The organism is Pantoea cypripedii, assembly GCF_011395035.1.
In the GTDB taxonomy this organism is placed as follows: Bacteria; Pseudomonadota; Gammaproteobacteria; order Enterobacterales; family Enterobacteriaceae; genus Pantoea; species Pantoea cypripedii_A.
In genome coordinates this window covers 233,693-257,719 of record NZ_CP024770.1, presented here as the reverse complement: position 1 = coordinate 257,719, position 24,027 = coordinate 233,693, and the positions used below count along the sequence as shown (strand labels likewise).

Below are 24,027 nucleotides of genomic sequence, written 5' to 3'. Positions count from 1 at the left end.
TTATTATATTTATGCGCCACTTTCTGTGGCGCATGTCTTCTTTTTATGACCCTGAATGTTCATTGATCAAAATAATGACGTGGAGGAAGTGTTATGAATGATGAAAAATATCATCTGACGGAGTTTTCTATGGAGCTGGCTGATAAACGCGATGCAGCAATAAAGTTTATTATTCCAGATGGTTTGCACCAGGGGCCCGTACTGGTGAAAATGAAATTCAAAGATAAGAAAGGGGATGCCGTATTCCCTCGCTATTCACATTTAAAAGAGACCATTCGTTTCCGCACGCGATCAGGAACACGATTAATCTGGAAAGGTAATCGTGAAATGGCGAAACGAAGACCATGTTATACTGACATCAAAGGAGACAAAGTGGGTTTTGCTCACCACTATGGAGACCATGCCGAGCTTAAGGCCTATGATATCGTTGACGATAACGTGGTGATGTGCTTTTTCATTTATTCGGCAAACGAAAACCCGGTTATTGACTATTTTGTTGCGGAATATGGCAAAGATCATACGACGACACCGGTACCCATCTGTCTCTCATATCCGCCAACGTGGTAAAAATATTAATCACTGCGATCTATAAAACGTATAATCGTACCGACTGCGGGGAATGTAACAGATTTCCCGTAGTCCTTAATTGATCCGGCTGCTTTAACTAATGTGGAGTGGGCATGGTTCCTGTTATGTTTCTACGCTTAATTTTTATCGTCTTTTTGTTCTTTTTCCTGTCTGCAATGAGTAAACTAACTTATGCCGCAAATATTATGGTTCAACGTTCAATTATTGGTGAGAATATCTGTTATCTGACACTGTCGGCAAATGGTGATGTTCTAACAATTGAACCACGAATGAATGGCATGTTGGCGTACCGTGTGATTAATGCGAACCTTATGTCTGAATCTCAGGGTGATCTAAGAGAACCAGGTGAAGTACTGGATTGTCCGGCTGATGTTGTTTCAGGATATAATGGGGTATTTTATCTTCCATTAAGTAGCCAGAATAGTGGTCTGGTTTTTTCTTTATCACCTGAGGGTGATCATTTATCTCCCAGGATAATCTATAAAAGTAACAGTCGAATTGATCCTGAAAAGGCATTTCTCAGTGATAGCAGAGATGCTCTCTATATCCTATCCCGCAGAAATAATCATGTTCGCGGTAATACTGTGCTGGAGAAGATTGCTCTGGATTCATCAGGTAAGAAAATATCTAAACTTATCGATAGTAATTACAGAGGAAGTTTTATCAGCCCAGACAAAACACAGCTTTATTTAATGGGGGAGAGTAGCAATCGGATTATTTCATTAGTTGATTTTAGTATTATCCGCACTGATAAAATTGAAAATTATCACAGCTACCTTTCTTCGGTCATCGACAACAACGGTGATATCTATAGCGTTAGACTTTCGGGCCAGCCAAAGGCTGCATTTATACACCGATTTAACCCCTTTACAGTCGATAGCAACTCTGATGACTGGGAAATGAGTCCTTCGCAAAAAGGGGGCACAGCGTTGCCATATGAGGTAGCACTATCCCCTACGGGCTTACTGTATGCTGCCGCCAAAGCAGTACCAGAACAACGCTTACCTTTGCCGGGACTGCATGTCCTGCGCGCTGATAATGGCGAGACAGAAGGGTTTATTGAATTTCCGCTAAGGAGGCTTAATAACCATTCAACAAGTGTGGAAGTCTCGAAACCAGTATTTGACCCGGTTACTGGGTTTGGATACAGCTTTTTTCACACTCTGGCCGCGATTAATACTATCGACAACGGGCGAGAATGGGGTATATGGCGATTTGATCCGGCCAGTCAAAAGAGTGACATCATTTTCCGCAAAGCCAGTGCTGGAAAATTACAGTCAATGATCTTACAACATGGTCGTCTTTATACTTTGGTAAGTGGTGAGCTGAATCTGTTCCACCTTGCAGAACCAGTGATGCAGTTGGAGAATCACAGAGAACTGGCAGCAGGTATCATTGAAGGCAACTCACTCATGCCTGGTGAGGATTACTATAAAATAAGCTGGCAAGTAAGAGACGAGCGTAAGCGGCTCAGACAGCAGGGCGATATGTTACCTGGCAGTGCGGATCAAAAGATGCTCAGTTCAGGATCGTGGCCGATGGCTGTGGCAGCAAAAATCAACGCTCAACAGGGATTTGTGCAGGCTGGAGGGAGAAGTAAAGACGGACATATTCATCCGGTCGTCGGGCCTGACGATAACCTATTGTGGCTTCCAAACAATCTGAAGAAACAAGGTTGGACGGTATCTCTGTCAGTGCCTGAAGTGGATAAAAGTACACCGCTACAAACAACGAAATGGCTTATTAATCCGGTGGCTGATTTTATGATAATAAATCAGCCAGAAGGAGGATATCTGATTGACCACGTTTGTCTGAAACTTGACAGACGTAAGGGGGGAAGTGAATACATCACGTTGTCACACCTCAATACTGATAATATATATCGCTGGTCTTATGACCTCGCCAATGCGATTAACCAAAGTTCAGCCAACAAAGAGATAGCAGCAGGGGAGATTATTAATAATAATCCTGTTCCTCTCTTTAGCAAATTTCGTAATCGATTGTGGTTATATCACAAAATTGATGGGAATGATCAGAATAAATATTTTGGTTTCAGCTACCAGCAAGGTCGCTGTCCTTAAAGCAACTTTAATAAAAGGAACGCTGTTATGACTACCATATCCAGGGCAATGACAGGAGTGATACAACCTGTAGTAAATAATATCAACAGACCATTCTCTGCGATGGCCAAAGGCATAAGGCAAATATTCAATACGGGTAGATTTAGTCTGACAACTAATTTCAATCGCAGCCATAATGTCAATAGTATCGCATTTTCAAGATTGTTTAATGAGGCAGAAAACGGGGTTCCCACCAGATTATCAGAGTTCGGTCGGAACGCAATCAGGGATATGTGTTCTGCTACGTTACTAGAGATAGAAAAACTTCCATTTAACCTGAGAGAGAAATCGCGTTCTGGGGAATTGAAAAATGATGATATAAAAAATTTCATTAATGAGCTTTATAACTGTAACCATGATCTATTATTGATCATGGATACGAATAAGATGCCCGCTCTCAGCGTTCTATCCAGGATTGCTGTCTTCGCTGAAGGAAACAACAGCACAGAGTTCAATGAAACCATTCAAAAGGGAATTAAGACACTTAAGGTAGAAATGAGGGTGGACCGTAGACTTTTTAAAAACAGATGTAAGATGGCCAGTGAGTATGTAAACGAAGTCCGCAATAAACTTCTTAAATTCCGGGCGAGACAGAAATATGTACTGGCAATGGAAAAATTTAATCAGATGAGTGAAAATGGATTATCATTAACTCATGCCATGAGTGACCTTAGCAGAAACTTAATGAGGCTGGATGACATTAACCGCGATTTGACTGGATTCTTATCACTTATTGAGAAACAAAAATCATCAGTGGAAATAGACAGGAACCATTTTGATAGTCAATGTAAATCCGCCAGGCTAGCAATTGAAAATTGTGACTTCGCCATCAAAAGTTTTCAGGAAAAACTTGACAATTTCAATTGTATTGCAACGATCTTAAGCGAATCTGTTGACAGTTACATGGTAAAAAATGACATATATGGTACTTTAGGTGACCCACAATAAAATACACCATTTGCCTGGTCAGAATTTTATATCTACCCGATGATAAAATGATTTCTTTTTTCTTCATCATAAATTCTCCTGAGATTTATAAAAACAGATAAAACATCTTCATCGGGTATATTTTTATAAATAGAATAAACTGTTTTGATTTCATCCATGAACCCAGCGTGAAATGTTTATAATAATAACACCCCCAGGCTCTATGAAATTACAAGTAATCGCAAGATGAGTATGTAAATGATATCAAACAATGCCGTAGCAATGATGCAGTGTGATATGTTAACGTCGAATAATGATACAAATGAACTTGTTACCCTTACTAATGATATCTTATCTGTTTTGAATAGTGATGATATGCCAACACTGGAACCCGTGACACCAGCGACAGAAAATCATATTGAGAGCTTCATTACCGGGTTTAAGCAGCTAATAAAATTGCATGAAGCTCTTGAATATGCAAAACAACTTGATTCCAACTTCCAACGCAAACAGGAATTATATGGAGCCATGTATATGGATTAATATCAATATCGACTATGCGTTGCAATATTTCCGTCAGGTTGTCTCGTGCCAGGAATGGCGGTCCTGCTGATGGCTGGTTTCAATCATTATGAGGGGGGAATAACCCGGATCTTTTTGCTTACCGTGGGAATGATCAGTTAAATGCACCTGGTTGCCACTTTTTAACTCTGCCTGCAAGTAAAAGTTTGTTTTCAACGGATCTCTATAGATACACAGATATTTTACTTTGCTGATATCTTCAAAGCGAGCGTGCTTTATGCTTTTCAGCAATAACGTCTCTATTTGTGCCCCTTTCAAATTCGCCGTTCCTGCCATAAATATATGACCATTCCCCTGTTGGCTGGTCTCTTCGACTGTCCCTCCGTTAGCCATGAAGATGGTACCAAATACAATGGTATTTCGTATCATTGTTCTCTCGCCATTTAAGAACAGGCGGCATCCCTCCGCGATTACTGCATTGGTTATGAGTGTATTTCCATTTCTGACAGTTAAATGGTGATGTATGCTGGCTTTTGTATCGGTAGTATTAGATGATATTGAAAGGTTGGCATTTCCCACAATGAAATGGTCCTTTAAAAAAGGATCCTGTGAAATCTCCTTTTGGTCTGATATCTCGAAGTTGCAATTGCTTCTGCACGCGTACCCTAATGATATGTCCATTTTGTCTCCTGTTAGTGTCTGATTGATGTTAGTCTATTAGCTGCACATAATTGTGACTTCTTGCTTGACTCAGAACAGTTTCATAAAAAAATCAGGTCGGGGCGGAAATTAAATAAGTTTACATGCATCATCTGATAGGTTCATTGCTGTTATTCATTTTAGCTCGGCCTGGATTGAAATCAGTTATCAACGCCACTTCGGGTAATTTTCATTAATTAATCACACTTCAACTTTCGGCCGCTAAAAAAGCTTAGTCTACGCTTTTGACAGGCTCTTTTAGGGAGGTGATATAATGATTGATAATGTGCCTGTTGCTTCAAATCCATCTCTGTATAACAAGCCAGTACTCTCCATTATTACGGTTGCCAATGATTTTATTTCAGCAATACGAAAAATTGAGTATGCATGCCATTATCCACTGACGTGTGCCGTCAGGTATTCCGCTTCATGGCTGGCTTCGTTGTTAATGGATTTCATTCCCAGAGCTGCAAATATTCTCAACCAGCGAGCGAATAAGATACTGATCACTCCAGAACAAATTGTACTATTGCAATCATGGTTCCGTGAGCCAGACCAGAGATTAGCAGAAGTACTTCAGCAACATGTTGAGCCGCTAATGAGCGTGTTAGCGGAGGAGCTGCTGGAAAGGCCGATTCTAAAGCTGCTTGGTGAGAGCGATTTTCGACAGAAAGATCACCAGCAAGCGACATCAAACGAACAATACCTGCCAGCCATTGATGTGGTCGGGGCGCAGCTTGTGTTGTCTCAACCAGGAGTACGCGCACAGCTTTCACAGCTGTATATCGCTGCGAAGACTGAGGAATCACAGCTCTCAGCGGAATTTCTGCGTTTCCTTACGCTGTTGTCTGGGGGAGGGGCAGAGCCATTACAGTTGAATACGCGGGCATTTGATCAGCTGGAAACCTGGTTCATACAAGCCAACGTCATAAATCCTGGCGCATATACGAAAGAAATCCTGCTGAAGTATCTTACCAGCCATTTTGCTCAGCATTTTTTCAGCAGCGAACTGATGTCGCGTCTGCTCATTAAGTTCGGCTGTGAACCAACTGCAACGATCCCGGATCCAGTAGCTACAGCTCCCACAGCACCACATTCAGCAGACATCAACCTGCCATACGCTGCGGTGCTGAGTACCTTGCCGCAATCCAGCACGTTATTGCGCCTGGCTCCTGAAAGCGAAACGTTGTTGTTCCTTCCTCAATGCCCTGCAGGAATGGAAATATCCGGGATGATGAATGTCACTGCCGGTCTGACCAGGGGCATTGGCAGAGGATATGGCACTGCGGAAAATAATAATACCTTACTGCATGTGGTTAATTCCGGGACAAACTTCCTGTCATTAAATCTACGTAGTGCCGGTCAGGCTACTTCATTTTCCTCGTTATTTCATCCGGGTAATAGGCCTGCATTAACTTCCACTTCTGCTCCGGCTGCACCTCTGTCCCGGTTGCAGCCCTCTACAGCCATCACTGCTGAATCTCACGTATCTGCTGGTTTACTCTCCGATCCTTCACCAATGCATTGGTTGACCTGGCTCGATCAACTGGTTTCCTTGCCACAGCGTTGGTTAGGTGTGGAAGGTCTACCCAATGGAATAAACTTCAATCGCTTTGGGCATAACTGGTATAAGCGTGATGTTTCGGTGCAGCGTCATCCTGCCCTGGTTATTCCCCGAGCGAATCAGTACGATCTACTTTCCATAGAAAATCAGCCTCTGACTACGGTTCCAGCTTTACTCACAGATGCACGCAGCGCGGCAAAAGCCGTTGATCATTGGTTCAAAGTCATCACAGAAGCACCTGCAGAACAGATTGAAGCGGCATTTGAACGTTTTTATGCCTTACGTAGCAGCAAGCAATCGTTACGTGAAATCGGCCTGGATCCGTTGTTAAGGGATAAAAACGATTCAAGTCTGTCAGACCGAATAAAAATGGTGTTGCAGGTGCTGGATAAGGTACTTATTCCCCCTTCTGCGCTGGACCAAACTGAGTTTGCTATTCTCCAGAATGATTTCCGCAGCGGTTTCTATGAGGGATTACCCATACTCAGTGGTGGCGAGTTGTTGACCCGCATGGCACTACTGGCTGAAATGGTATTACCTACTCTTGATAGCCTGTTCTGGCAAAAGCCAGAGGACTTTGCCGGTTTTGCCGCGATTAACACCAAAATAAATTCTCAGCTGCAAGTTTCAGCTACCGGCGTTCCTGATATTTCGGTACATGAATTTTTCACGTTGGTTGAACAGCAAAAAGACCTTTTTTTCCGCCAGTTAGGTCAGCAGCATGCAGAAATTTCTGCGGGCGATATTGCGCGTCTTCGTGCGTTATTAACGGCACGGTTGCAGAAGGATTACCCCATCCTGAAATTGGCATCCAATTCCTCGTTACAGGATAAACGTTGTTTTGATGGTCAGGGTATCAGATTATCTCTGGCGGCTGCGGTTGTCGCAGAAAGTCAATGCAAAACCATCCGATTATCGAGTGTGCTGCAAATTGCCCAACACCTGTTGTTATCGCAGCCTTTTGCTACGCTGCGCGAGATGTTAGGTCAGACTCTCTATCTTGGTAATGCTGCGGGAGAAGACCGCATCAAAAGCACGTTGCGACAGGAAGCACGCCGTTTATTCGTGCTGCTGGAGTTTACCCGGTCACGACGGGCACTGGATAAACTTCTGAGACAGCCGCAGGATGTGGAGCCTGTTACGTTGAGCAGTGCAAAAGAGGCTTTTGATGAAGCAAGTCGGCAATTTTATGCCAGTGCTTTGCTGTCCCTGCCACAGCCAGCCCAGGAACAACTGGCGCAACACTTTCCTCAGTCGTTAATGATTAAATTGATCGAGATATCGAGACCGGGAGATCATCCTGCTCATAAACCCTGTCTCGGTATTATTGTTAAGGTTGGTGAACAGACCTACCTGGTTTCGCCCTTTCTCAGGATAAGTGATGCTACAGAACGGGACGTTATTGATATCACTCGCAACCCAGCTGAACTAAAGCGCGCACTAACCAATATTCTGTTTAGTAACGTTAATTCAGTACCCGATCATCAGTTAACTCTTACGGAAAAGCTGCTTTCCTACCGTGATCATCATGGGGGATTGTGGAATCAACTTATGGCTGAAGAGATTGTGTTGCGGATAGGGGAAAACGAAGCTGCTTTAACCACCACGGCAACCTCAAGTGTTCCAACAACCTCAGAGGGACAAGCACTCTATAAATTATGGCGCATTGTTGACTCGATTATTGGCTGGACCAACTATCGTCATTGTGAGGAATTACTGGATGATATTTTTTCACCAGATAAGCACTATCGTTTCCTGGAGCTGGCTGGAACAGGGGCGATGTGTCTGGAAACGTTGCTCCCCGGAGAAGAAGAGGAACACCTGTTGATGACTGTTGGCGAAACGGTTGTCGGTAAAGTTTTGACGTATATTAAACAGGGCAAAACAGGGACTCAGACAGATAATCCCCAGGATCTGAATGATGAGGAGATCTTCAAGTGGGAAGACAGAGAGGTTGCTAAATTCAATCTTTTCGCAACATTAAACAAAGTTTATGCACATGCAGGATTATTACCCTATCTCAGGCGGCCAGTTAAACCCTGTTGGTCCTCATTATCTACTGCTGAATTCAGACCGCAACAAAACAGTAAAATTGAGTTAGATAATCTGGCGGGCTACGCAACGGAGATAACCCAGCGTGCTGAGGGAAAAGATTATTTAACCTACAAATATGGTGAAGAAGAAATTTATTATGAAGTGGAAAGTGAGTCCGTAGCCAGTTCGGGAGAGATTTATTATCGTATTCCTGCTGGCGCACCTTCTGACCGGATTGTAAGTGTAACCAGAGATGAGTCAGGTAATCTGAACGTAGTTGCTAATAATTATATAAAAGTAGGCAAGCGACAAGCTAATCACACCGTAACAGATGAGGATGGAAGTTGCCAGCTGGTGATGCCGGTAAACATGACACCGGGAGAGAATCTCTATGTGTCGGTCTTCAATGATAACCGGCTTGTCATTGAGGTAAAAGATCAGGATGGCAATATTTATTTGCGGGAAGTCAATGAGGCAGGAGAGTTTGTACCCTGGGAGCCAACGTTATTTCCTGCCATGGCAGAAAGAATCAAGCGTAGTATCGATAATGAACCTTCCAGCAGCAGCTCCGTTGATGTATACGGGCGTTATGGCCTGCAACGCATTTCGGACAGAAAACGAAGAGAACAGTTGATCGCACTTTATCAGCATCGTAAGAGCCTGATGCAGTTAACAACCGAAAAGGAGTTAAAGATAGACATTATCTGGCAGGCGAATGAAACCAAAAAAGAAGCCTGTTTTCAGGCGTTAAAAAATTATCTCGACACGCTGCCAGTAAACGAAGCAGGACGTGAGAACTATCAATCACTGATAGGATTTATCGATGACATAGCCTCTGGCGCAACGAATTTCATTAATCCCCCTCTGGATCCGGCAATAAAATCTTATGTTGATTTTTTACAAAGGGACATCAACGTCAGGAAAGGTCTTGCTAATATTCTTCAGGTTTTCGAACTTCCTGGTAGCGATCATGCCCTGACCAGAAATAATATTGATAGTTTTAAAACAAAAGCTAACTTCCTGATTAATTTAGCCAGCATTTTTGCCAGCAAATTAGCCGCCTTTAATAAGGCGAAGAAAAACTATAGTCAGCACCGTGGTCAATATAGCAATAAATATAGTAGATATATTTTTAAACGTGAAAGCATCATCGGTATGTTCTTGTATGGTTCAGGTTCCGGCCTGACGAGGTCTGAAACAGTAAATAATATAAAATATATTGCCATGGGGGAGAGCATTGAAGAAAAGTTTCCCCGGTTATCCAGAGATCTTCGGATGTCGCGTGAATATGGCGAAAAACAAATAGAAAAAATTCATGAAACTATGCGGCTCGACCGTGCTTTTATTAGTCGTGAGCTGGGGAAGATGTTTCATGTACAGAGCGGATATGCCTTTAATACTACGGTGTTTGAGAGGATACTAGTGGCGTTAAATACACTACTTGTCAATCACAGTGAAGAAGAAATAAGAATCTTTAAGGATTATAGTAAATATAATCCTTCTACTCATGAACGAAAGCTACTGGTTTTGAATACCTATCTGGAAAGAATAATGTTGCCCTACTCGGGCGTTCTTGGGCAATCTTCACCGAGTGATGTTGAAGTGGAACCGCTCGTAGGGATTTCATGCACTGCAGATGGCAGTTTTAAAACGGTGTTGTCAACCTACCTTCACGAATTATTTCACTATGCTATTCCTGGCATTGTTCGGGAAGAACTGGATATTGAAGATGAAATATATGTCAATTATACAGATAGAGTAAAACCGCTGTCACAGCAGGAACAGGCCGCGTTATTGCACAAAATAATGTCTTCCCCTAATGTATTCAGGGCTTACATTAAGGATGAACCAGAGTATTTAAGGGCATTTGTCCATGCCTGCCGCTACTCTTCCAACCAGGAACAGGTGACGTTAGCAAAAGAGTTACGTGCAGCGTGGCGTGAACCTCTAACGCAGGTCATGCTGGGCAAGGTTGATAAACTGATAAAGATTATGTTTGCGAATCCACAACTTAAATTGGATCTGGCTGTTTACTTTCCCGATTTTACCGTGGCGATCCTGCGTTGGTTGGCGGAAAAGGCACGGCCTGTTATCCACAGAGTTGAGGCACCGTCTGAGAGTTCATTAGTTGATAACGCTAGCCAACAAGAGTAAGCATGAAATGCATTCTTTCAGGCGAGGTATCGTAGTATGTGTCGGCCCGAAATATACCTGGGCCGACACAGAAGGTGACTATTCAGTTGGTTGCACGGCTGCTGGATCAGACACCATTGTGATAAGCTCCACCGTATTTCCATTGGCGTAGAAAATGCCAAAGGGTTTATCCAGCCAGCGGGGCGCCGGGGGTAATTTACTGCTGAGTGATGGGTAGGTAAACTTAGAAGTCGCTGCTCGCGTACCTTCTTTGTCAATTTTTAGTCTGTTATATTCATTAGATGTTTCACAGATCAACATACGTTCACTGAAGCCATGAACTCTTTCACGTTCGTGGCCATCCAGTTCCGTATTAATATTGACTTGTGGTAAATAAATCTCGACGTTATTTTGTTTCTGTCGGCATTTACCGTCGAGAATAGAAGCGAGTACTTTATTCAAATGTTTGACAGCTTCTTCGTCAAGTTTAGTATTCAGGTTGCTGACAAAAATAGCTCGAACATTCTCCTGCTTTTCGGATTTAATTGGAATGGAGAATATCCTGATGTCATCACTCAGCTTCCCATTCAGGTAATCACGAGGGAAATCATAGTCAGAGACAGTCTGCTCTCCGCCCATAAAGTCGCAGGCAATTTTTTCATTATTAGCGAGAGTAAAGTCATGTTTTTTATCAGTCAATGGTGTGAATGGATTCATCCATTCGTTGTGGTAAGTATGGGCAGAAGCAATGAAAGGAAAAAAACTAATCTCGGGTGATTCATGGAGATCGGGTGATATTTGTTTAAAACAATCATCGACGACTTTCCTGGCCGCTGTTGGGTTATCTGCGATGAGGACTCGGGTATCAGCATCTGGCGGAATCTGCCGCTCAATCGTGCGCCCGGCAGGTTGCAAAAGGTTTAGTTCTGGCAGATAGTCTTCCGTCACAGGTTGTGAAGTCAGCGTCAGTTCACAATGCTCAAGTAATGAAGCAATATCCACTCCACCTCTTATCCTGATATCCAGGTCATTAAGGATTGCGCTAAAAGCCTGACAATGCTCGATGGCAGGACGGGCGTTATTATCAAACCGCTCAACATAGATTCCCTGCGCTTCCAGTCTGTCCCTGATAATCTCAAGGGTTTCATCATCTGCTGGCTCTGGTCGGTCTGACATCACCAAAAAAGTGCCGCCGTCAGTCCTGCTGCCTTTCTCCCTCTGGCTGAGTTCTGCCAGAACATGCATAAAATCCTCGTCTGAAACATGGGGTAACCCCGAGTCTGCTTTCACTCCCTGTAAAAAATGCGAGAACACGTCTTCCCCAAGATGTTTAGCCAGTAAGGATTTAATCAACATCTGCGGAAAAACACTTTTTGGCGGAACAACAGCGTTCCCGGTCGTACCGGCATGATCGAATACCCAGCTCAGATCTCTGAAGAGATGATCATTAATCATATTTTGTTTGTCGGTTTCATTGATTCCCGCTGCCCGGATGTCGGCAGGAGTTTCCAATATCAACGCCCTTTTTTCCTCTGGTTTTACGGGTGCACCTGCTGACGCACTCTGGCTGCTCATTTGCGCGGGGATGTTGCCCGTGTTGATTTCCCCTATGGGGGCGGCATGATTGTCGGCGTCTGGCTGCTGCAGATTTTGCGTTGTTATGCCGGTATTGTGTATTCCATACATAAATTAATTCTCCTATAGGGGTAAAACATAACGATATGACGTTAATAAGATTACGTTGATACAATTAAATGACGACGCTGAGATTAAATGATGTAATCTTAGTCAGTTAAAAATAAAACCTGTGAGTAGTGAAATTTGATAAGGGTGAATACTTATAAGAGGAAATATTCACCGGCATATTATATCAATAAATCACGAGAATATTGTGAGCTATCCTGCACTGCGAAATAGACAGAGTTAAATAATCTTATGAAACAGGTTGCAAAGATGTAATTATCATATGCGTTCCCCGCGACTTTGTCAGTGAACGCCAGATCTTCAGATAATTCTCACCTGGCCGTAGCCTTAATTGCGGTCATGCCAGTAGATCTCTGAATTCATCCAGTTGTCGCATAACTTTTTCCAGTGATTTATTGAGCGTGTCGTAAATGGCATACCATTCCAGCAGTTTCTCTTTTGGCACACTGAAGCCTTTCTGGTTATTTTTATCAACCATCTTCACTAATTTTTCTAAATCCAGAATGTCATCTTCAGCACGATGATAGATTCTTTCTATTTTATGGGCTTTTCCCATACTGATCTTTTTCTCAAGATGATTATTGCCGATAAAATTCCTCCATATCATGATATCTCCCTTTGTCTTAGTGATCAGAGATTGTGTGGTATGAAAGATATAACGTCTGAGACCGCCGGGCCCCGCCGTAGCAATCAATGTATTTTGTTGTAATGCCAGTTGCGCCTTTCTCAGCTCAACCAGCGAACGTTGTAGTTTGAAAGGCCAGAGATCGATCGCCAGATTGGCGACTTCACCAGGTTTGCTGGTTCTGATTTCCACGGAATAACCGTCGGCAAACCTATCTAAAGGTGTCGTCAGTGGTGAGCCATCGTGGGAGGGGTGATGATTTAAAAAGGCCATGTCTGATTCGGCCTGCTGCCAAAGACTTTTCACGACTGTCCCTGGTCCAGAAAAGGGCTTAAGGAGGGAAATAATGCCAACGGTTGTCAAGGTGATGGCCGTAATGCCAAAGACAATCAAACCGGTTTTGAATTTTGCTGTTGAAGTCGATATCTCGGTTGATACATTCCTGATTTGCCCTGCTTCTTCAATGAGTAACGGGACCTCCGGTTTTTCAATGGGTTTGTAATCAGTCGCTGAGGCGTGCGGTATAAGAGGGATAGTGGTGGTTAACAAAGTCATAATTTTCACTGCCTTATATATTATTATGGGCACTACTAATTACACGCGATCAGCGATGAGATTTTATTGATAAAGATTAATGATAATTAGGGTAATACAGAAAAATCTTGTTTGCTTACAGGAATTCTCAGTAAACATTCATAGGTGGTATGCCTGAATTCCCATCCCCAGGAAAAATTAAGGTCTGCACCTGATAGTCAGGAAAGATGGCTGCCGGGATAATGCTGGCTGTAGACGCTTCCCGGACCTGAACGATGACAATCTTTGAACAACCTTTGCAACTGGTCATTGTGCTATTCGCACTCTCGATCTTGCCGTTGTTAATTGTACTTGGTACTTCATTCCTCAAGCTTTCCATCGTGTTTGCTTTATTACGCAATGCGCTAGGTATCCAGCAGGTACCGCCTAATATGGCGCTGTATGGGTTAGCCATGGTGTTGTCGCTATTTATCATGGCACCGGTAGGACTGGCAATACAGGATAATCTTGAGACCCATCCGGTAAGTCTTGAATCACCGGCATTCGTTCAGCAAATGGAGTCGAGCGTATTTGCACCTTATAAAGAGTTCCTGGAGCGAAATACTGCCCCGGAACAGGTGCAGTTTTTTGTTGATATTGGTCATAAAGTCTGGCCGGAAAAATACCAGAAACGTATTCCGGATAATTCACTGCTGGTGATGATGCCTGCATTTACGGTGAGCCAGCTGATCGAGGCATTTAAAATTGGCTTGTTACTGTTCCTGCCATTTATTGCTATCGACCTGATTGTCTCCAACGTATTGCTAGCCATGGGGATGATGATGGTCTCGCCAATGACCATATCCATGCCGCTTAAGCTGTTGATATTTGTTCTGATGGGTGGCTGGGAGAAATTACTTGGCCAGCTGGTGCTGTCCTTTTCCTGATACCTGAGGTGATGATGAGTGAAGCAATGATTGTACAGTTAGCGACCCAGATGATGTGGCTAATTCTGTTGCTTTCTTTACCGGTAATTGTGGTGGCGTCAACCGTAGGGATTATTGTCAGCCTGATCCAGGCGCTGACGCAAATACAAGAACAAACCATTCAGTTCCTGGTAAAACTTGTTGCTGTTTCAATTACCCTCGCGATCGCTTATCGCTGGATGGGCGATGTACTGCTTAATTATGCAGGCCTGGCGTTTGACCAAATAACCCAGATGCGGGGTTGATATGCCGCTTCTGACACAATGGTTACCCATTCTTGGCCTGTGTATGCTGCGACCATTAGGTGTCTTTCTGTTGATGCCATTATTTAGCAGCGCCAACCTGGGCGGGATGTTAGCGCGTAATGCGTTGTTAATGGTTATTGCCTTGCCTATGTTGCCGGTTTATACGGAATGGCATATGCCAGCCAATGGCGTTTTGGGTTATTTATTGCTGGCAGCGGGCGAACTTTGTATCGGCCTGGTGATTGGTTTTTGCGCGGCTATTCCGTTCTGGGCAATGGATATGGCGGGATTTGTGATTGATACCATGCGTGGTTCATCCATGGCTGCCATCTTTAACCCGATGCTGGGCGAACAATCTTCCATCCTGGGGTTGTTGTTTACCCAGGTTTTTAATGTGTTATTTCTGATGAGTGGCTGTTTTAACGAGCTGATCACCGCAATTTATCAGTCCTATGTCACTCTGCCGCCTGGTGGAACTTTCACCTATGGCGTGGGTGGCCTGGCATTTATGGCGAGACAATGGCAGTTGATGTACGAACTTTGTTTACGGTTCGCGATGCCGGCGATCGTTATCATTATGCTGGTCGATATGTCGATGGGTCTGATTAACCGTTCGGCACAGCAATTGAATGTGTTCTTTTTGGCGATGCCGATCAAAAGTGGTTTCGCCATATTAATGCTGATCATCAGCTTTAATTTTGCCTTTGGCAGTGTGCGCGAGTATAGCCAGAATTTCACCCATCTGACGCAGCAGCTACTGGGGGTGTTCAGTGGCTGAAAAAACGGAAAAACCCACACATAAAAAGATCCGGGATTCGCGTAAGAAGGGCCAGGTTGCGGTCAGTAAGGAGGTTACCAGCGGCATGTTGCTGGTGATGATCCTTGGCTATTTTAGCCTTGAAGGCCCAGCATTATGGCGTGCACTGCAAAATATGCATGAAGTCGCCATCAGTGCAGCTAATCAAAGTATTAATTTTGGCCTCGGGCAAATCACGGGTGCATTTGTCTCGGTGATGCTGCGCTTTATGGGCGGGCTGGGTGTATTACTGGTCGTCACTGCGATCTTTACCATCATGGGCCAAATTGGCCCATTGATAGCCAATGAGGCGATTAAACCCTCATTCAAAAAATTAAATGTGGTGTCGAATGCGAAAAATATGGTTTCTAAAAAGAACCTGTTCGAATTCGTGAAATCCCTGGCCAAGGTGTTAGTGCTGTCGTTAATCTTTTTTCTTTTATTAAGCAAACACACGCCTTCACTGCAGTTTTTACCACTTCATCCCATTACGACCGGGCTGGAAGTATGCTTACACCTTTTTTTCTGGATGCTTATATCCGTTATCGGTTTTTATGTGGTGATTGGCATTGTTGATTTGGCGTTCCAGAAATACGACAACACCAAAAAAATGATGATGTCCCTTGAGGAGATCAAACAGGAAAATAAAAACAGTGAAGGCAACCCGGAAATCAAGCAAAAACGTAAAGAGATCCACCGGGAAATTCAGAGTGGCAGCCTTGACGCCAATGTAAAAAAATCAACCGCTGTGGTGCGCAACCCTACACATATTGCTGTGTGTCTTTACTACGAACCTGGAATTACACCGTTGCCACAGGTCATTGAAATGGGCCGCGATAAACGCGCATTACATATCGTGCGACTGGCAGAGAAGGCGGGAGTGCCCGTTATAGAAAATATCCCGGTAGCGCGTGGCCTGGCGAATGGCACTGAAGTGGGTGGGTATATTCCCTCCGAACTGTTTGAGCCTGTCGCACATATTTTGCGTTTAGCTATGAATTTAGATTATGAAGAAGAAGAAGACGACGATGAAGATTAAACAATCCGGGATGGTATTGCTGCCCTTGTGCCTGGTGTTATCAGGATGTTCCTTCCCATGGTCGACGGCTAATCAACCTGTGGCGGCTTCTGTTGCACCGGTGGCCTGGGAACTTACTGATGCGGCCGCTGCGGCAGCCACGGCAGTAAACAGCTTTCCGCATATGCCTGATGGCGTGAAGTCGGAAAATCATTTCCCGGTGATGCCGCTTAACTGGACGGTGGCCGGAGAGAAAATGACGGTTGCCGCTGCTGGTCATGCACAAACCGCGCACAAGCATTTGGAAGACACACCTGCTGCGAAGGTAGAGACAAAGCTGGTTTCTGAGCTGGCATCAACGGGAGCTGGCTCCCGCTACCATGGCTTGATCAGTAAAGTGTCAGAAGAAGTGGATGTAGACCCGAATCTGCTCCATGCCATCATCAAGGTGGAATCGAACTATCAGGCGCATGCGGTTTCACCCAAAGGTGCACGCGGTCTGATGCAGGTGATGCCGGCGACGGGCAAACGTTTTGGTTATACCAATTTAAGTAACCCTGAGCATAACGTGCGTGCTGGCGCGACTTATCTCAAATGGTTGATGGAGCATTTTAATGATGACCTCCATCTGGTGCTGGCCGGTTATAACGCGGGCGAAGGCGCAGTAAAAAAATATGGTCGCCAGATCCCGCCTTACAGAGAAACACAACAGTATGTGGCTAAAGTGATGTCTTATTACCAGCCGGTTACGACACGCCGTTCTGAACCCGCTGCCAAACCAAAGCCTGCACCTGAAAAACCAGCAACGGATAAGAGCAAAGAAAAACCCGCTGAAGGCAAACCGGCGATCAGTAAATTGCTGGGACTGCTGCTATCCACGCCACAACATACACCAGAAACCTTATTTAAAAATAGCGAAGAGCCGCAAGCGTTGCTCTGATACCACTACATGCAGGAGAAGTACATGAACGATAAAAAAGATATTTTGACGGAGTTCCTGTTCAACCAGGGTAAAACGACGGAAACGGCCTATCTGGGGAAGAGTAACTATATTCTCGGCCAGAGGGTGAATATGAATGGCTATGATTTAATCTATCGGATCGAGAATGAGGTGCTGATTATTTGCAATTTTGTTGCATCCCAGGACAACAATGATCAGCGCGCGGTAGCCGGATTTATCAAATTTATTCATCAGCTGGAAAATGCGCTGCCACAAATAAAACAGGTGCGTGGACGCATTCTGGACACCGAGACCAATCCTGTCCGCCAGCGGTTGTCTGATGCACTTATCTACCAGGGGGCCAGAATAGAGGAAATTGATGAGGATCCCTGGCTGATTTACCCAATGTCACAGCGTGCGCGCTAATGTTCTTTGGACTGCCGATGAAAAAACCGACGATAAGTCGGTTTTTTTGTTTTCGGGGCCGGACCAGGTTGTTTTTGTCAGGTTAGCGATAATTCTTTTAAAATACTTTTAAATCAATCAATTACCTGAATTTTGTCAGGGCGGTTTCTTGCTCTCAAGGCTTAAGCAACCTCTTTTTCAGAATTAATCTTTATACGGTTTCACTATCCCGTCGAAAAACATAAATATCCGTCGAAAACCAAAAAAGTGCTGTGGGTTACCCGGGTACTATTACTCCATCGAAACACGGGAACAAATTTAAAACCCATAGCGATAAACGAAAAAACTTTAAACCAAATATCAAGGAAACAAAAAATGACTACCGTATCAAATGTTGAACAGACCTCTTCAATTTCCGCTTATGTAAACAGCGATGCGCCAGCTGACATCCGCTATGGCTGTGCACTGAAGGAAACCTCCATGGTGGGTAATGCCATGGTCACTATGGCCGACATGATGCTGATGTTCAGCCAGCTGGCGAATGACAAATTTACCCAGATGTCGAAGAAGATGGACGTGGCGCGTGATGTGCAGGATATGGCAAACCGCCTGGAAATTATTATGTCGAAGCTGGAGAAAGACAGTGACAAAGCTGAAATGCCAGCTGATATCGTTAAATATATGAAAGAGAACAACATCCTGATCGGTGATAAAACCGTGGATGAATTCCTCGCAGAGAACGGCGGTCAGTGGACCAAAAAGACTCTGGAATCGGTGAAAGTCGCCCTGGAATCTGCCGGTGGCAAGGCTTCTGACTTTGTGCAGCAGAGCCAGCTGAAATTGCAGCAACTGATGCAGAACTTCAACACCGCGGTCACCATGGCGAACAGCATTCAGAGTATGAATGCGGAATCCACTAAAGCCATCGCACAGTCTATTCGCTAATTAACGTTGCCCTGAAACTGGCCAGTAAAAAGTTGGCCAGTTTCAGAAACCACTACGCGAATTTTTTGCAAGCGAGAAGTGTACCAGCGGTTCACTTCACTTATTAATACTTACGCAGGTAACTCACAATGAATGAAATGGACCAGCTGAAAAATATGCTTGATGTCATGCAGCTACGTCGTATGAGTGTGGAAAAGCAAATCGCTGACTTTAAAAAACTACAAGGTGAAATTGCTGAACTTTATGCCCGTGCGGATACCGATCCTGATGCCATGAAGAAAGTACAAAAACTCGATGCAGTGATGCAGGGTGATGGCAAAGCGATGTTTGAGTCGGTCGTGGCAAAGGCGCCGGTGGTAAGTAAAACCTTTGACCGCCTGGGGCGTCAGTTAAAACAGCTGATGCCGGATGACGTCAAGGCCCCGGAAAACGTTGTGAAAGAAAAAGCCACAGAGGCAAAGGTGCCGGTTCGCGCGCCAATTGCCAAAAAACATCGTCGTTCATTTGCATAACGACTCAAACATGCACACAGGAATTAACATGGACAGTCAAACAGCATCACCAGCCGAAGATAAATCAGTTCAGCTGGAAGAATTTTTACAAAGCGGCGGCTCATTGCATTTGTTATCAGGTATCGCACAGGATGACCTGGACGAGATGGAAAGTTATGCCAGCCAGTTATTCTCATCAAGTGAATTCAGCGCTTCACGCAATATTTATCTGATATTAAGCACACTGGATCACTGGAATATAGAATATATGCTGGGCTTGGGTCTTTGCCATCAGCGTCTGGGGGATCATCGGGATGCACTGCATTGTTTCACCCGTGTAGGAATACACAATATTGACGACCCGAGAGCGGCCTTTTTTAGCGGACTCAGCCTGCGCCTGATGGGGGCTGATGATGCCGCACAGAAGTCTTTTAAGGCTGCCATTCTTTGTAGTGGTGAACAGCAACAGTTTCAGGAAATTAAAAATAATGCTCAGCAAATGCTGAATACAATTAAGGTGAAACAACATGACGACCATCATTAATCGGCAACCGGTGTTAAGCACCAGTGCTACCGAATATTTAAGTGAAATTCTCGCGCCGCAAAAAACCGATGCGAAAAACACCCGACAAACCGGCGACGTGGCATTTTATGCCAGTGAAGCCCACAGCTCGCTGGCTGCTCCCCGCCAGCTGGCAAAGCCGGCCTCCCGTGCCATCGCCGCTGAAAGTTATAGCCGGGTAATGGAACAAGTGCCGGCGGGACAAAGCAATCCCTTCGCGGGTACCACGCTGTCTACGGTTGAACATATGTCCGTAGAGCAGATGTTTCTGGCAGCAACCCTGATGACCAATAAGTCGCTGGGTGAAGCCGCGTCTTCCAAGGGACCGGTACTGGCGGCATTGACCGAACAGCGCGAAAGGCTCCGTGCTGCGCAGCTTGAAGAGCGTAAAGCTCAGATGGCGCAACAAGCCGAGATGCAGGAGCAAGCAAAGAAGGGCGGACTGATCGGTGAGATCATGGCCTGGGTAACGGCAGTGGTGGATGTGGTGATGGGCATCGCTGAGATCGCTATCGGTATTGTCTCCTGCAACCCAATGCTGATCGCTGGTGGTGTCGCCAATACCATGGCTGGTGTAACTGGAATTGGGATTGCCGCCTGCCATACGCTGGCGCGATTACATCCTGAAGATGCCGAAAAATATAATAAAGCTGCTAAAAATCTCGGGTATATGCAGATGGCCCTGGAAGTGGCAGGTGCCGCTTGCAGCATTGTCACCGCAATTAAAAAGGCTGGCGTTAAACTGGTGGGTAAAGCAGCAACCTTCGCCAAAATGGCCAAAGCAGTAAATATTTGTCGCACTATTGCGCGCGAAGCAACACAAGGCGCGTGCCAGATTGCGATAGGCGCAGTGGAAAAGAAAATGGCTGAAATTCGCAAAGATATTGATTTGCTGATTTTACAAATTCAATTCTATGCCCGACTGATGGAAGAGGTTGATGAGCGCAATAAAGAAGTCATCGATCAGATTAAAGATCTCCATACGGACCAGGGACGAGTAATGGAAAATGGTATGCAGCTATTAAGTGCCATCTCCGCTAACCAGGCCAAAATGGCTGCAGCGATGGTGTAGTAAAAAACATCGTCTGAGGGAAATATAATGACTGCTATAGGAACAAATCGCCATTATCCTTCAATGGATACCGAAAATGTGAAAGGGAGTGCCTCTGTCACAAAAACTGATAATGCGATAGAGAATGACTCTGTCGATGATATTGATACAGTAATGGGATATTATGGCACCACCAATCTAAATACTGATAAAGTTATTAGTATTTTGAAAGAAATTGTGGAGATTCCTAAATCTTATATCATCTCAGACGATGAAGAGTATATTGCTGCCCTTGTGCAGGATACGAGAGATTTAATTGATTATTTAGAAAGGCATCCTCAGGCATTTCTTTCTCCCAGTCAATTGCTCCTTTTGATCAATGATCACCAAAAGAGGAAGCGTGAAGGAGACTTTAAGGATGACGCAAATCATATAGATATGCGAGCTGAAATGATCCTGTGGCAATTCACGCTTAATGCTCAGAAACTTGATCTGGCTTTTAAATCCGCAAATTTGCAGGCTAACAGTACGATACTTTCCGGGCTCATGGATTTTGCGAATTGCATGTTAGTGGCTAAGGAACCTGGGAACCCTGTTTTTAATAATGAGCAGGTGAAGCAGCGTGATGACAATCTGGTATTTTACCGTGACGCCTTAGATAAAGCGGATAAACAACTGCAGAGCCAGGCTCGAAATAATCCTATTTTTATATTGGATTCGAACAGCAAATTTAAGTCTCAGGGCCTGAAGGACGATAAAACGTCTGATTCAAATCCGATGAGTAAACCTGCTGTCAAGACTGATAACTCAGCCACCAGCAAGCCAACCTTGCCGGAACCTGCTGAAAAGGCAGCCAAAGAGGAGGCCGTTGACAATCGTACAGAGAAGGAGAAGGCTGATGAGATTAAAGATATTAAAAAAGCAATATCGAAACATCAGCAGAATATCGCTGGAATTCTGGGGACGAAGAGTGCGGTTGCTGATTTCTATGCCCAGCTCTTACATGATTCTTTAGATATTTTCAAAAAGGTATGTAAGGCCGTAGACCGGCAAAATTATCAGGATAAAGGGCGTCAGAAAGAAGACAAACTCCAGCTTGATCACTTGATACGTCAGCTGATGAGTCAGGATTTATTCAAGATATTTTCTATCATCGGCACATGTAAAGAAATATACCAGGGCGGGATGAAAGCATAGCCTTCCCTTAATGTTAGTTGAAATATAATCTTAAATTTAAATTATTAATAGGTAAAAATCATGAGTGAAGTAAATAGCGTAAATAGCACAGCCTCTTATCAACGCTCTGCCGATTTCGGTAGCGGCATCAGCGGCGAAGGTCTTATTGGCTTGATGGACCATGTTATGGAAGGCCTGCAAAAAATGGGCAATGACATGCGTGATGTCCATCGCCAGTTCGCCGAACAAGGTGTTGGCATTAAATATGAAAAAATGGCCACCGCCATGAAAACCAAACAGGATGCGATTGAGTTAAATTACAAAGCAAATATGGCCAATGCCAATGGTAAAATGTGGTCTGGTGCATTGTCCGTGGCGGGAAGTGTGATTGGTATCGGTGGTGGTTTCAAAGAAGGTAAAAGTAATGCTATCACGAGTGGCTTCGGCGGCTTCGGTAAAATAGCGGAAGGTTTAACTGGTAAGAACAGCGCGCGTTACACCAAAGAGGCCGGAGAAAAAGAGTTGTTGGGTGATTATCAAACCACACTGTCGGAAGATTTTAATAAAATTCTAACTAAAGCCGTAGAGGAAGCAAAAAATGCTTCTGGTGGTGTGAAAGACATGTTAAATGAATTCGGTAAGTTGCAGCAGGCGCTGTTTGGCGCAGTGCAACTCCGCTAAACGGCTTGAATGGCGCGGCTACTCAGTACCCACGCCATTTTTTCATTTATGACCGTGCATTTGCTGTTCTGCTGTTTAATGCCTTCCAGGCAATGATAAAGTCTATCCACTAAAATCTAATAATAAAAATCTCCGGGGCCGCGATGGCCCCTTTTTTATTGTTTAAAATTATGGTCGATTACCGTAGCGGCGCGATTTATCGCGTAATTCGCAACCCTGGTGATAAATGATGGCAGAAAGCATAAGAAACGGTTGAAAAACAGAAAAGCGATACTGGTGAACCGGATATTATTACTCCATCGAAACGCGGGAAAAATTAAAACCCAAAACGATAAACAACCACCACTTACAGAAAATATTAGGGAAATAAAAAATGACCACCATTTCAAACACTGAACAAACCACCGGAACCGGCTACGTTAACAGCGATGCTCCAACTGACATTCGCTATGGCTGCGCATTGAAAGAAACTTCCATGGTAGGTAATGCCATGGTCACCATGGCCGACATGATGCTGATGTTCAGCCAGCTGGCGAATGACAAATTTACCCAGATGTCGAAGAAAATGGACGTGGCGCGTGATGTGCAGGATATGGCAAACCGTCTGGAAATCATCATGTCAAAACTGGAAAAAGACAGCGATACCGCTGAGCTGCCAGCTGATATTATTAAATATATGCGTGAGAATAATATTCTGATTGGTGATAGTACCATTGACGAATTGCTGTTCGGTAGCCTGTCTGAAAAAGACCAACTCTATATCGTGGATCTGCAACGTCAACTTGCCAGAATTGATAACGGTGACTTTGCCGATCGTCCACAACATGTACAGGATGAGGTCAGAGCGGATCTGGAACGTTTGATCCAAAAACGCCTCGATCAGGCACCGGCGAAAGTCTCCAAAAAAGATATGGAGTCCATTAAAGTGGCGCTCGAATCCGCCGGTGGCAAAGCCTCCGACTTCGTGCAGCAGAGCCAGCTGAAACTGCAGCAGCTGATGCAGAACTTCAACACCGCGGTCACCATGGCGAACAGCATCCAGAGCATGAACGCAGAATCCACCAAATCTATTGCCCAGTCCATCCGCTAAATTCTGATAATAAAAATATCCGGGGCCGCAATGGCCCCTTTTTGTTATTTAAAATTATGGCCGATTACCGTAGCGGCGCGATTTATCGCGCAATTCGCCCCTGCTGATAAATGATGGCGGAAAACATAAGAAACGGTTGAAAAACAGAAAAGTGATACTGGTGAGCCGGATATTATTACTCCATCGAAACGCGGGAACATAATTAAAACCCA

Annotated in this window: 21 protein-coding genes; 18 read left to right on the top strand and 3 right to left on the bottom strand. The window is 44.4% G+C overall.

The annotated features are described in order from the left end of the window. Window positions 1–93 precede the first annotated feature (93 nt). From CUN67_RS24470 to CUN67_RS24455, 4 genes are all read left to right on the top strand, one after another. On the top strand, window positions 94–567 hold the full coding sequence (locus CUN67_RS24470) for a hypothetical protein (RefSeq protein WP_208718080.1): 474 nt from the start codon (window positions 94–96) through the stop codon (window positions 565–567). A gap of 113 nt (window positions 568–680) precedes the next feature. Continuing rightward, a complete protein-coding gene (locus tag CUN67_RS24465) occupies window positions 681–2,669 on the top strand; it encodes a hypothetical protein (protein WP_208718079.1) in 1,989 nt (662 codons plus the stop codon). Between the two features lie 27 nt (window positions 2,670–2,696). Further along, a complete protein-coding gene (locus CUN67_RS24460; protein WP_208718078.1) occupies window positions 2,697–3,656 on the top strand; it encodes a hypothetical protein in 960 nt (319 codons plus the stop codon). A gap of 237 nt (window positions 3,657–3,893) precedes the next feature. Then, on the top strand, window positions 3,894–4,178 hold the full coding sequence (locus CUN67_RS24455; RefSeq protein WP_208718077.1) for a hypothetical protein: 285 nt from the start codon (window positions 3,894–3,896) through the stop codon (window positions 4,176–4,178). 33 nt (window positions 4,179–4,211) lie between these two features. Here the strand turns inward: CUN67_RS24455 and CUN67_RS24450 are convergent, their stop codons facing one another. Continuing rightward, on the bottom strand, window positions 4,212–4,838 hold the full coding sequence (locus CUN67_RS24450; protein WP_208718076.1) for a hypothetical protein: 627 nt from the start codon (window positions 4,836–4,838) through the stop codon (window positions 4,212–4,214). A gap of 292 nt (window positions 4,839–5,130) precedes the next feature. On the opposite strand from CUN67_RS24450, the gene CUN67_RS24445 reads away from it, so the two are divergent. Beyond that, complete coding sequence (locus CUN67_RS24445) at window positions 5,131–10,608, top strand: hypothetical protein (protein WP_208718075.1); 5,478 nt, start codon at window positions 5,131–5,133, stop codon at window positions 10,606–10,608. Window positions 10,609–10,686: 78 nt separating this feature from the next. On the opposite strand, the gene CUN67_RS24440 is transcribed toward CUN67_RS24445, so the two are convergent. Then, a complete protein-coding gene (locus CUN67_RS24440) occupies window positions 10,687–12,273 on the bottom strand; it encodes a hypothetical protein (protein ID WP_208718074.1) in 1,587 nt (528 codons plus the stop codon). A 355-nt stretch (window positions 12,274–12,628) separates the two neighbouring features. Then, window positions 12,629–13,471, bottom strand: a complete 843-nt coding sequence (locus CUN67_RS24435; RefSeq protein WP_208718073.1) for a hypothetical protein — start codon at window positions 13,469–13,471, stop codon at window positions 12,629–12,631. Window positions 13,472–13,725: 254 nt separating this feature from the next. On the opposite strand from CUN67_RS24435, the gene sctR reads away from it, so the two are divergent. The 13 genes from sctR (at window position 13,726) to CUN67_RS24370 (ending at window position 23,815) form a co-directional block, all read left to right on the top strand. After that, window positions 13,726–14,376, top strand: a complete 651-nt coding sequence (gene sctR / locus CUN67_RS24430) for a type III secretion system export apparatus subunit SctR (RefSeq protein WP_208718072.1) — start codon at window positions 13,726–13,728, stop codon at window positions 14,374–14,376. 14 nt (window positions 14,377–14,390) lie between these two features. Continuing rightward, window positions 14,391–14,660, top strand: a complete 270-nt coding sequence (sctS, locus tag CUN67_RS24425; RefSeq protein ID WP_208719465.1) for a type III secretion system export apparatus subunit SctS — start codon at window positions 14,391–14,393, stop codon at window positions 14,658–14,660. Window position 14,661: 1 nt separating this feature from the next. Then, window positions 14,662–15,438: a type III secretion system export apparatus subunit SctT gene (gene sctT / locus CUN67_RS24420; RefSeq protein ID WP_208718071.1), complete on the top strand. Its 777-nt coding sequence runs from the start codon at window positions 14,662–14,664 to the stop codon at window positions 15,436–15,438. After that, window positions 15,431–16,495 carry an EscU/YscU/HrcU family type III secretion system export apparatus switch protein gene (locus tag CUN67_RS24415; protein ID WP_208718070.1) on the top strand — a complete coding sequence of 355 codons (1,065 nt, stop codon included), beginning with the start codon at window positions 15,431–15,433 and terminating at the stop codon, window positions 16,493–16,495. The genes sctT and CUN67_RS24415 overlap by 8 nt, the downstream gene beginning before the upstream one ends. After that, entirely contained in the window at window positions 16,485–17,414 is a 930-nt protein-coding gene (locus tag CUN67_RS24410) for a lytic transglycosylase domain-containing protein (protein WP_254711477.1), read from the top strand. Before CUN67_RS24415 ends, CUN67_RS24410 begins: the two co-directional genes overlap by 11 nt. 24 nt (window positions 17,415–17,438) lie before the next feature. Further along, the gene (locus CUN67_RS24405) at window positions 17,439–17,840 is read left to right on the top strand and encodes a secretion protein (protein ID WP_208718069.1); all 402 of its coding nucleotides are present in this window, start codon (window positions 17,439–17,441) and stop codon (window positions 17,838–17,840) included. A 354-nt stretch (window positions 17,841–18,194) separates the two neighbouring features. Further along, the gene (locus CUN67_RS24400) at window positions 18,195–18,764 is read left to right on the top strand and encodes a hypothetical protein (protein WP_208718068.1); all 570 of its coding nucleotides are present in this window, start codon (window positions 18,195–18,197) and stop codon (window positions 18,762–18,764) included. Window positions 18,765–18,892: 128 nt separating this feature from the next. Then, window positions 18,893–19,276 (top strand): hypothetical protein, encoded by a 384-nt coding sequence (locus CUN67_RS24395; protein WP_208718067.1) that lies wholly within the window; start codon window positions 18,893–18,895, stop codon window positions 19,274–19,276. Window positions 19,277–19,304: 28 nt separating this feature from the next. Next, window positions 19,305–19,799, top strand: a complete 495-nt coding sequence (locus CUN67_RS24390) for a CesD/SycD/LcrH family type III secretion system chaperone (RefSeq protein ID WP_208718066.1) — start codon at window positions 19,305–19,307, stop codon at window positions 19,797–19,799. Continuing rightward, entirely contained in the window at window positions 19,783–20,889 is a 1,107-nt protein-coding gene (gene sctE / locus CUN67_RS24385) for a type III secretion system translocon subunit SctE (protein WP_208718065.1), read from the top strand. Before CUN67_RS24390 ends, sctE begins: the two co-directional genes overlap by 17 nt. A 27-nt stretch (window positions 20,890–20,916) precedes the next feature. Continuing rightward, window positions 20,917–22,065: a hypothetical protein gene (locus tag CUN67_RS24380; RefSeq protein WP_208718064.1), complete on the top strand. Its 1,149-nt coding sequence runs from the start codon at window positions 20,917–20,919 to the stop codon at window positions 22,063–22,065. 60 nt (window positions 22,066–22,125) lie between these two features. Then, a complete protein-coding gene (locus tag CUN67_RS24375) occupies window positions 22,126–22,725 on the top strand; it encodes a hypothetical protein (protein WP_208718063.1) in 600 nt (199 codons plus the stop codon). A 373-nt stretch (window positions 22,726–23,098) separates the two neighbouring features. Then, the gene (locus CUN67_RS24370; RefSeq protein WP_208718062.1) at window positions 23,099–23,815 is read left to right on the top strand and encodes a hypothetical protein; all 717 of its coding nucleotides are present in this window, start codon (window positions 23,099–23,101) and stop codon (window positions 23,813–23,815) included. Window positions 23,816–24,027: the final 212 nt, after the last annotated feature.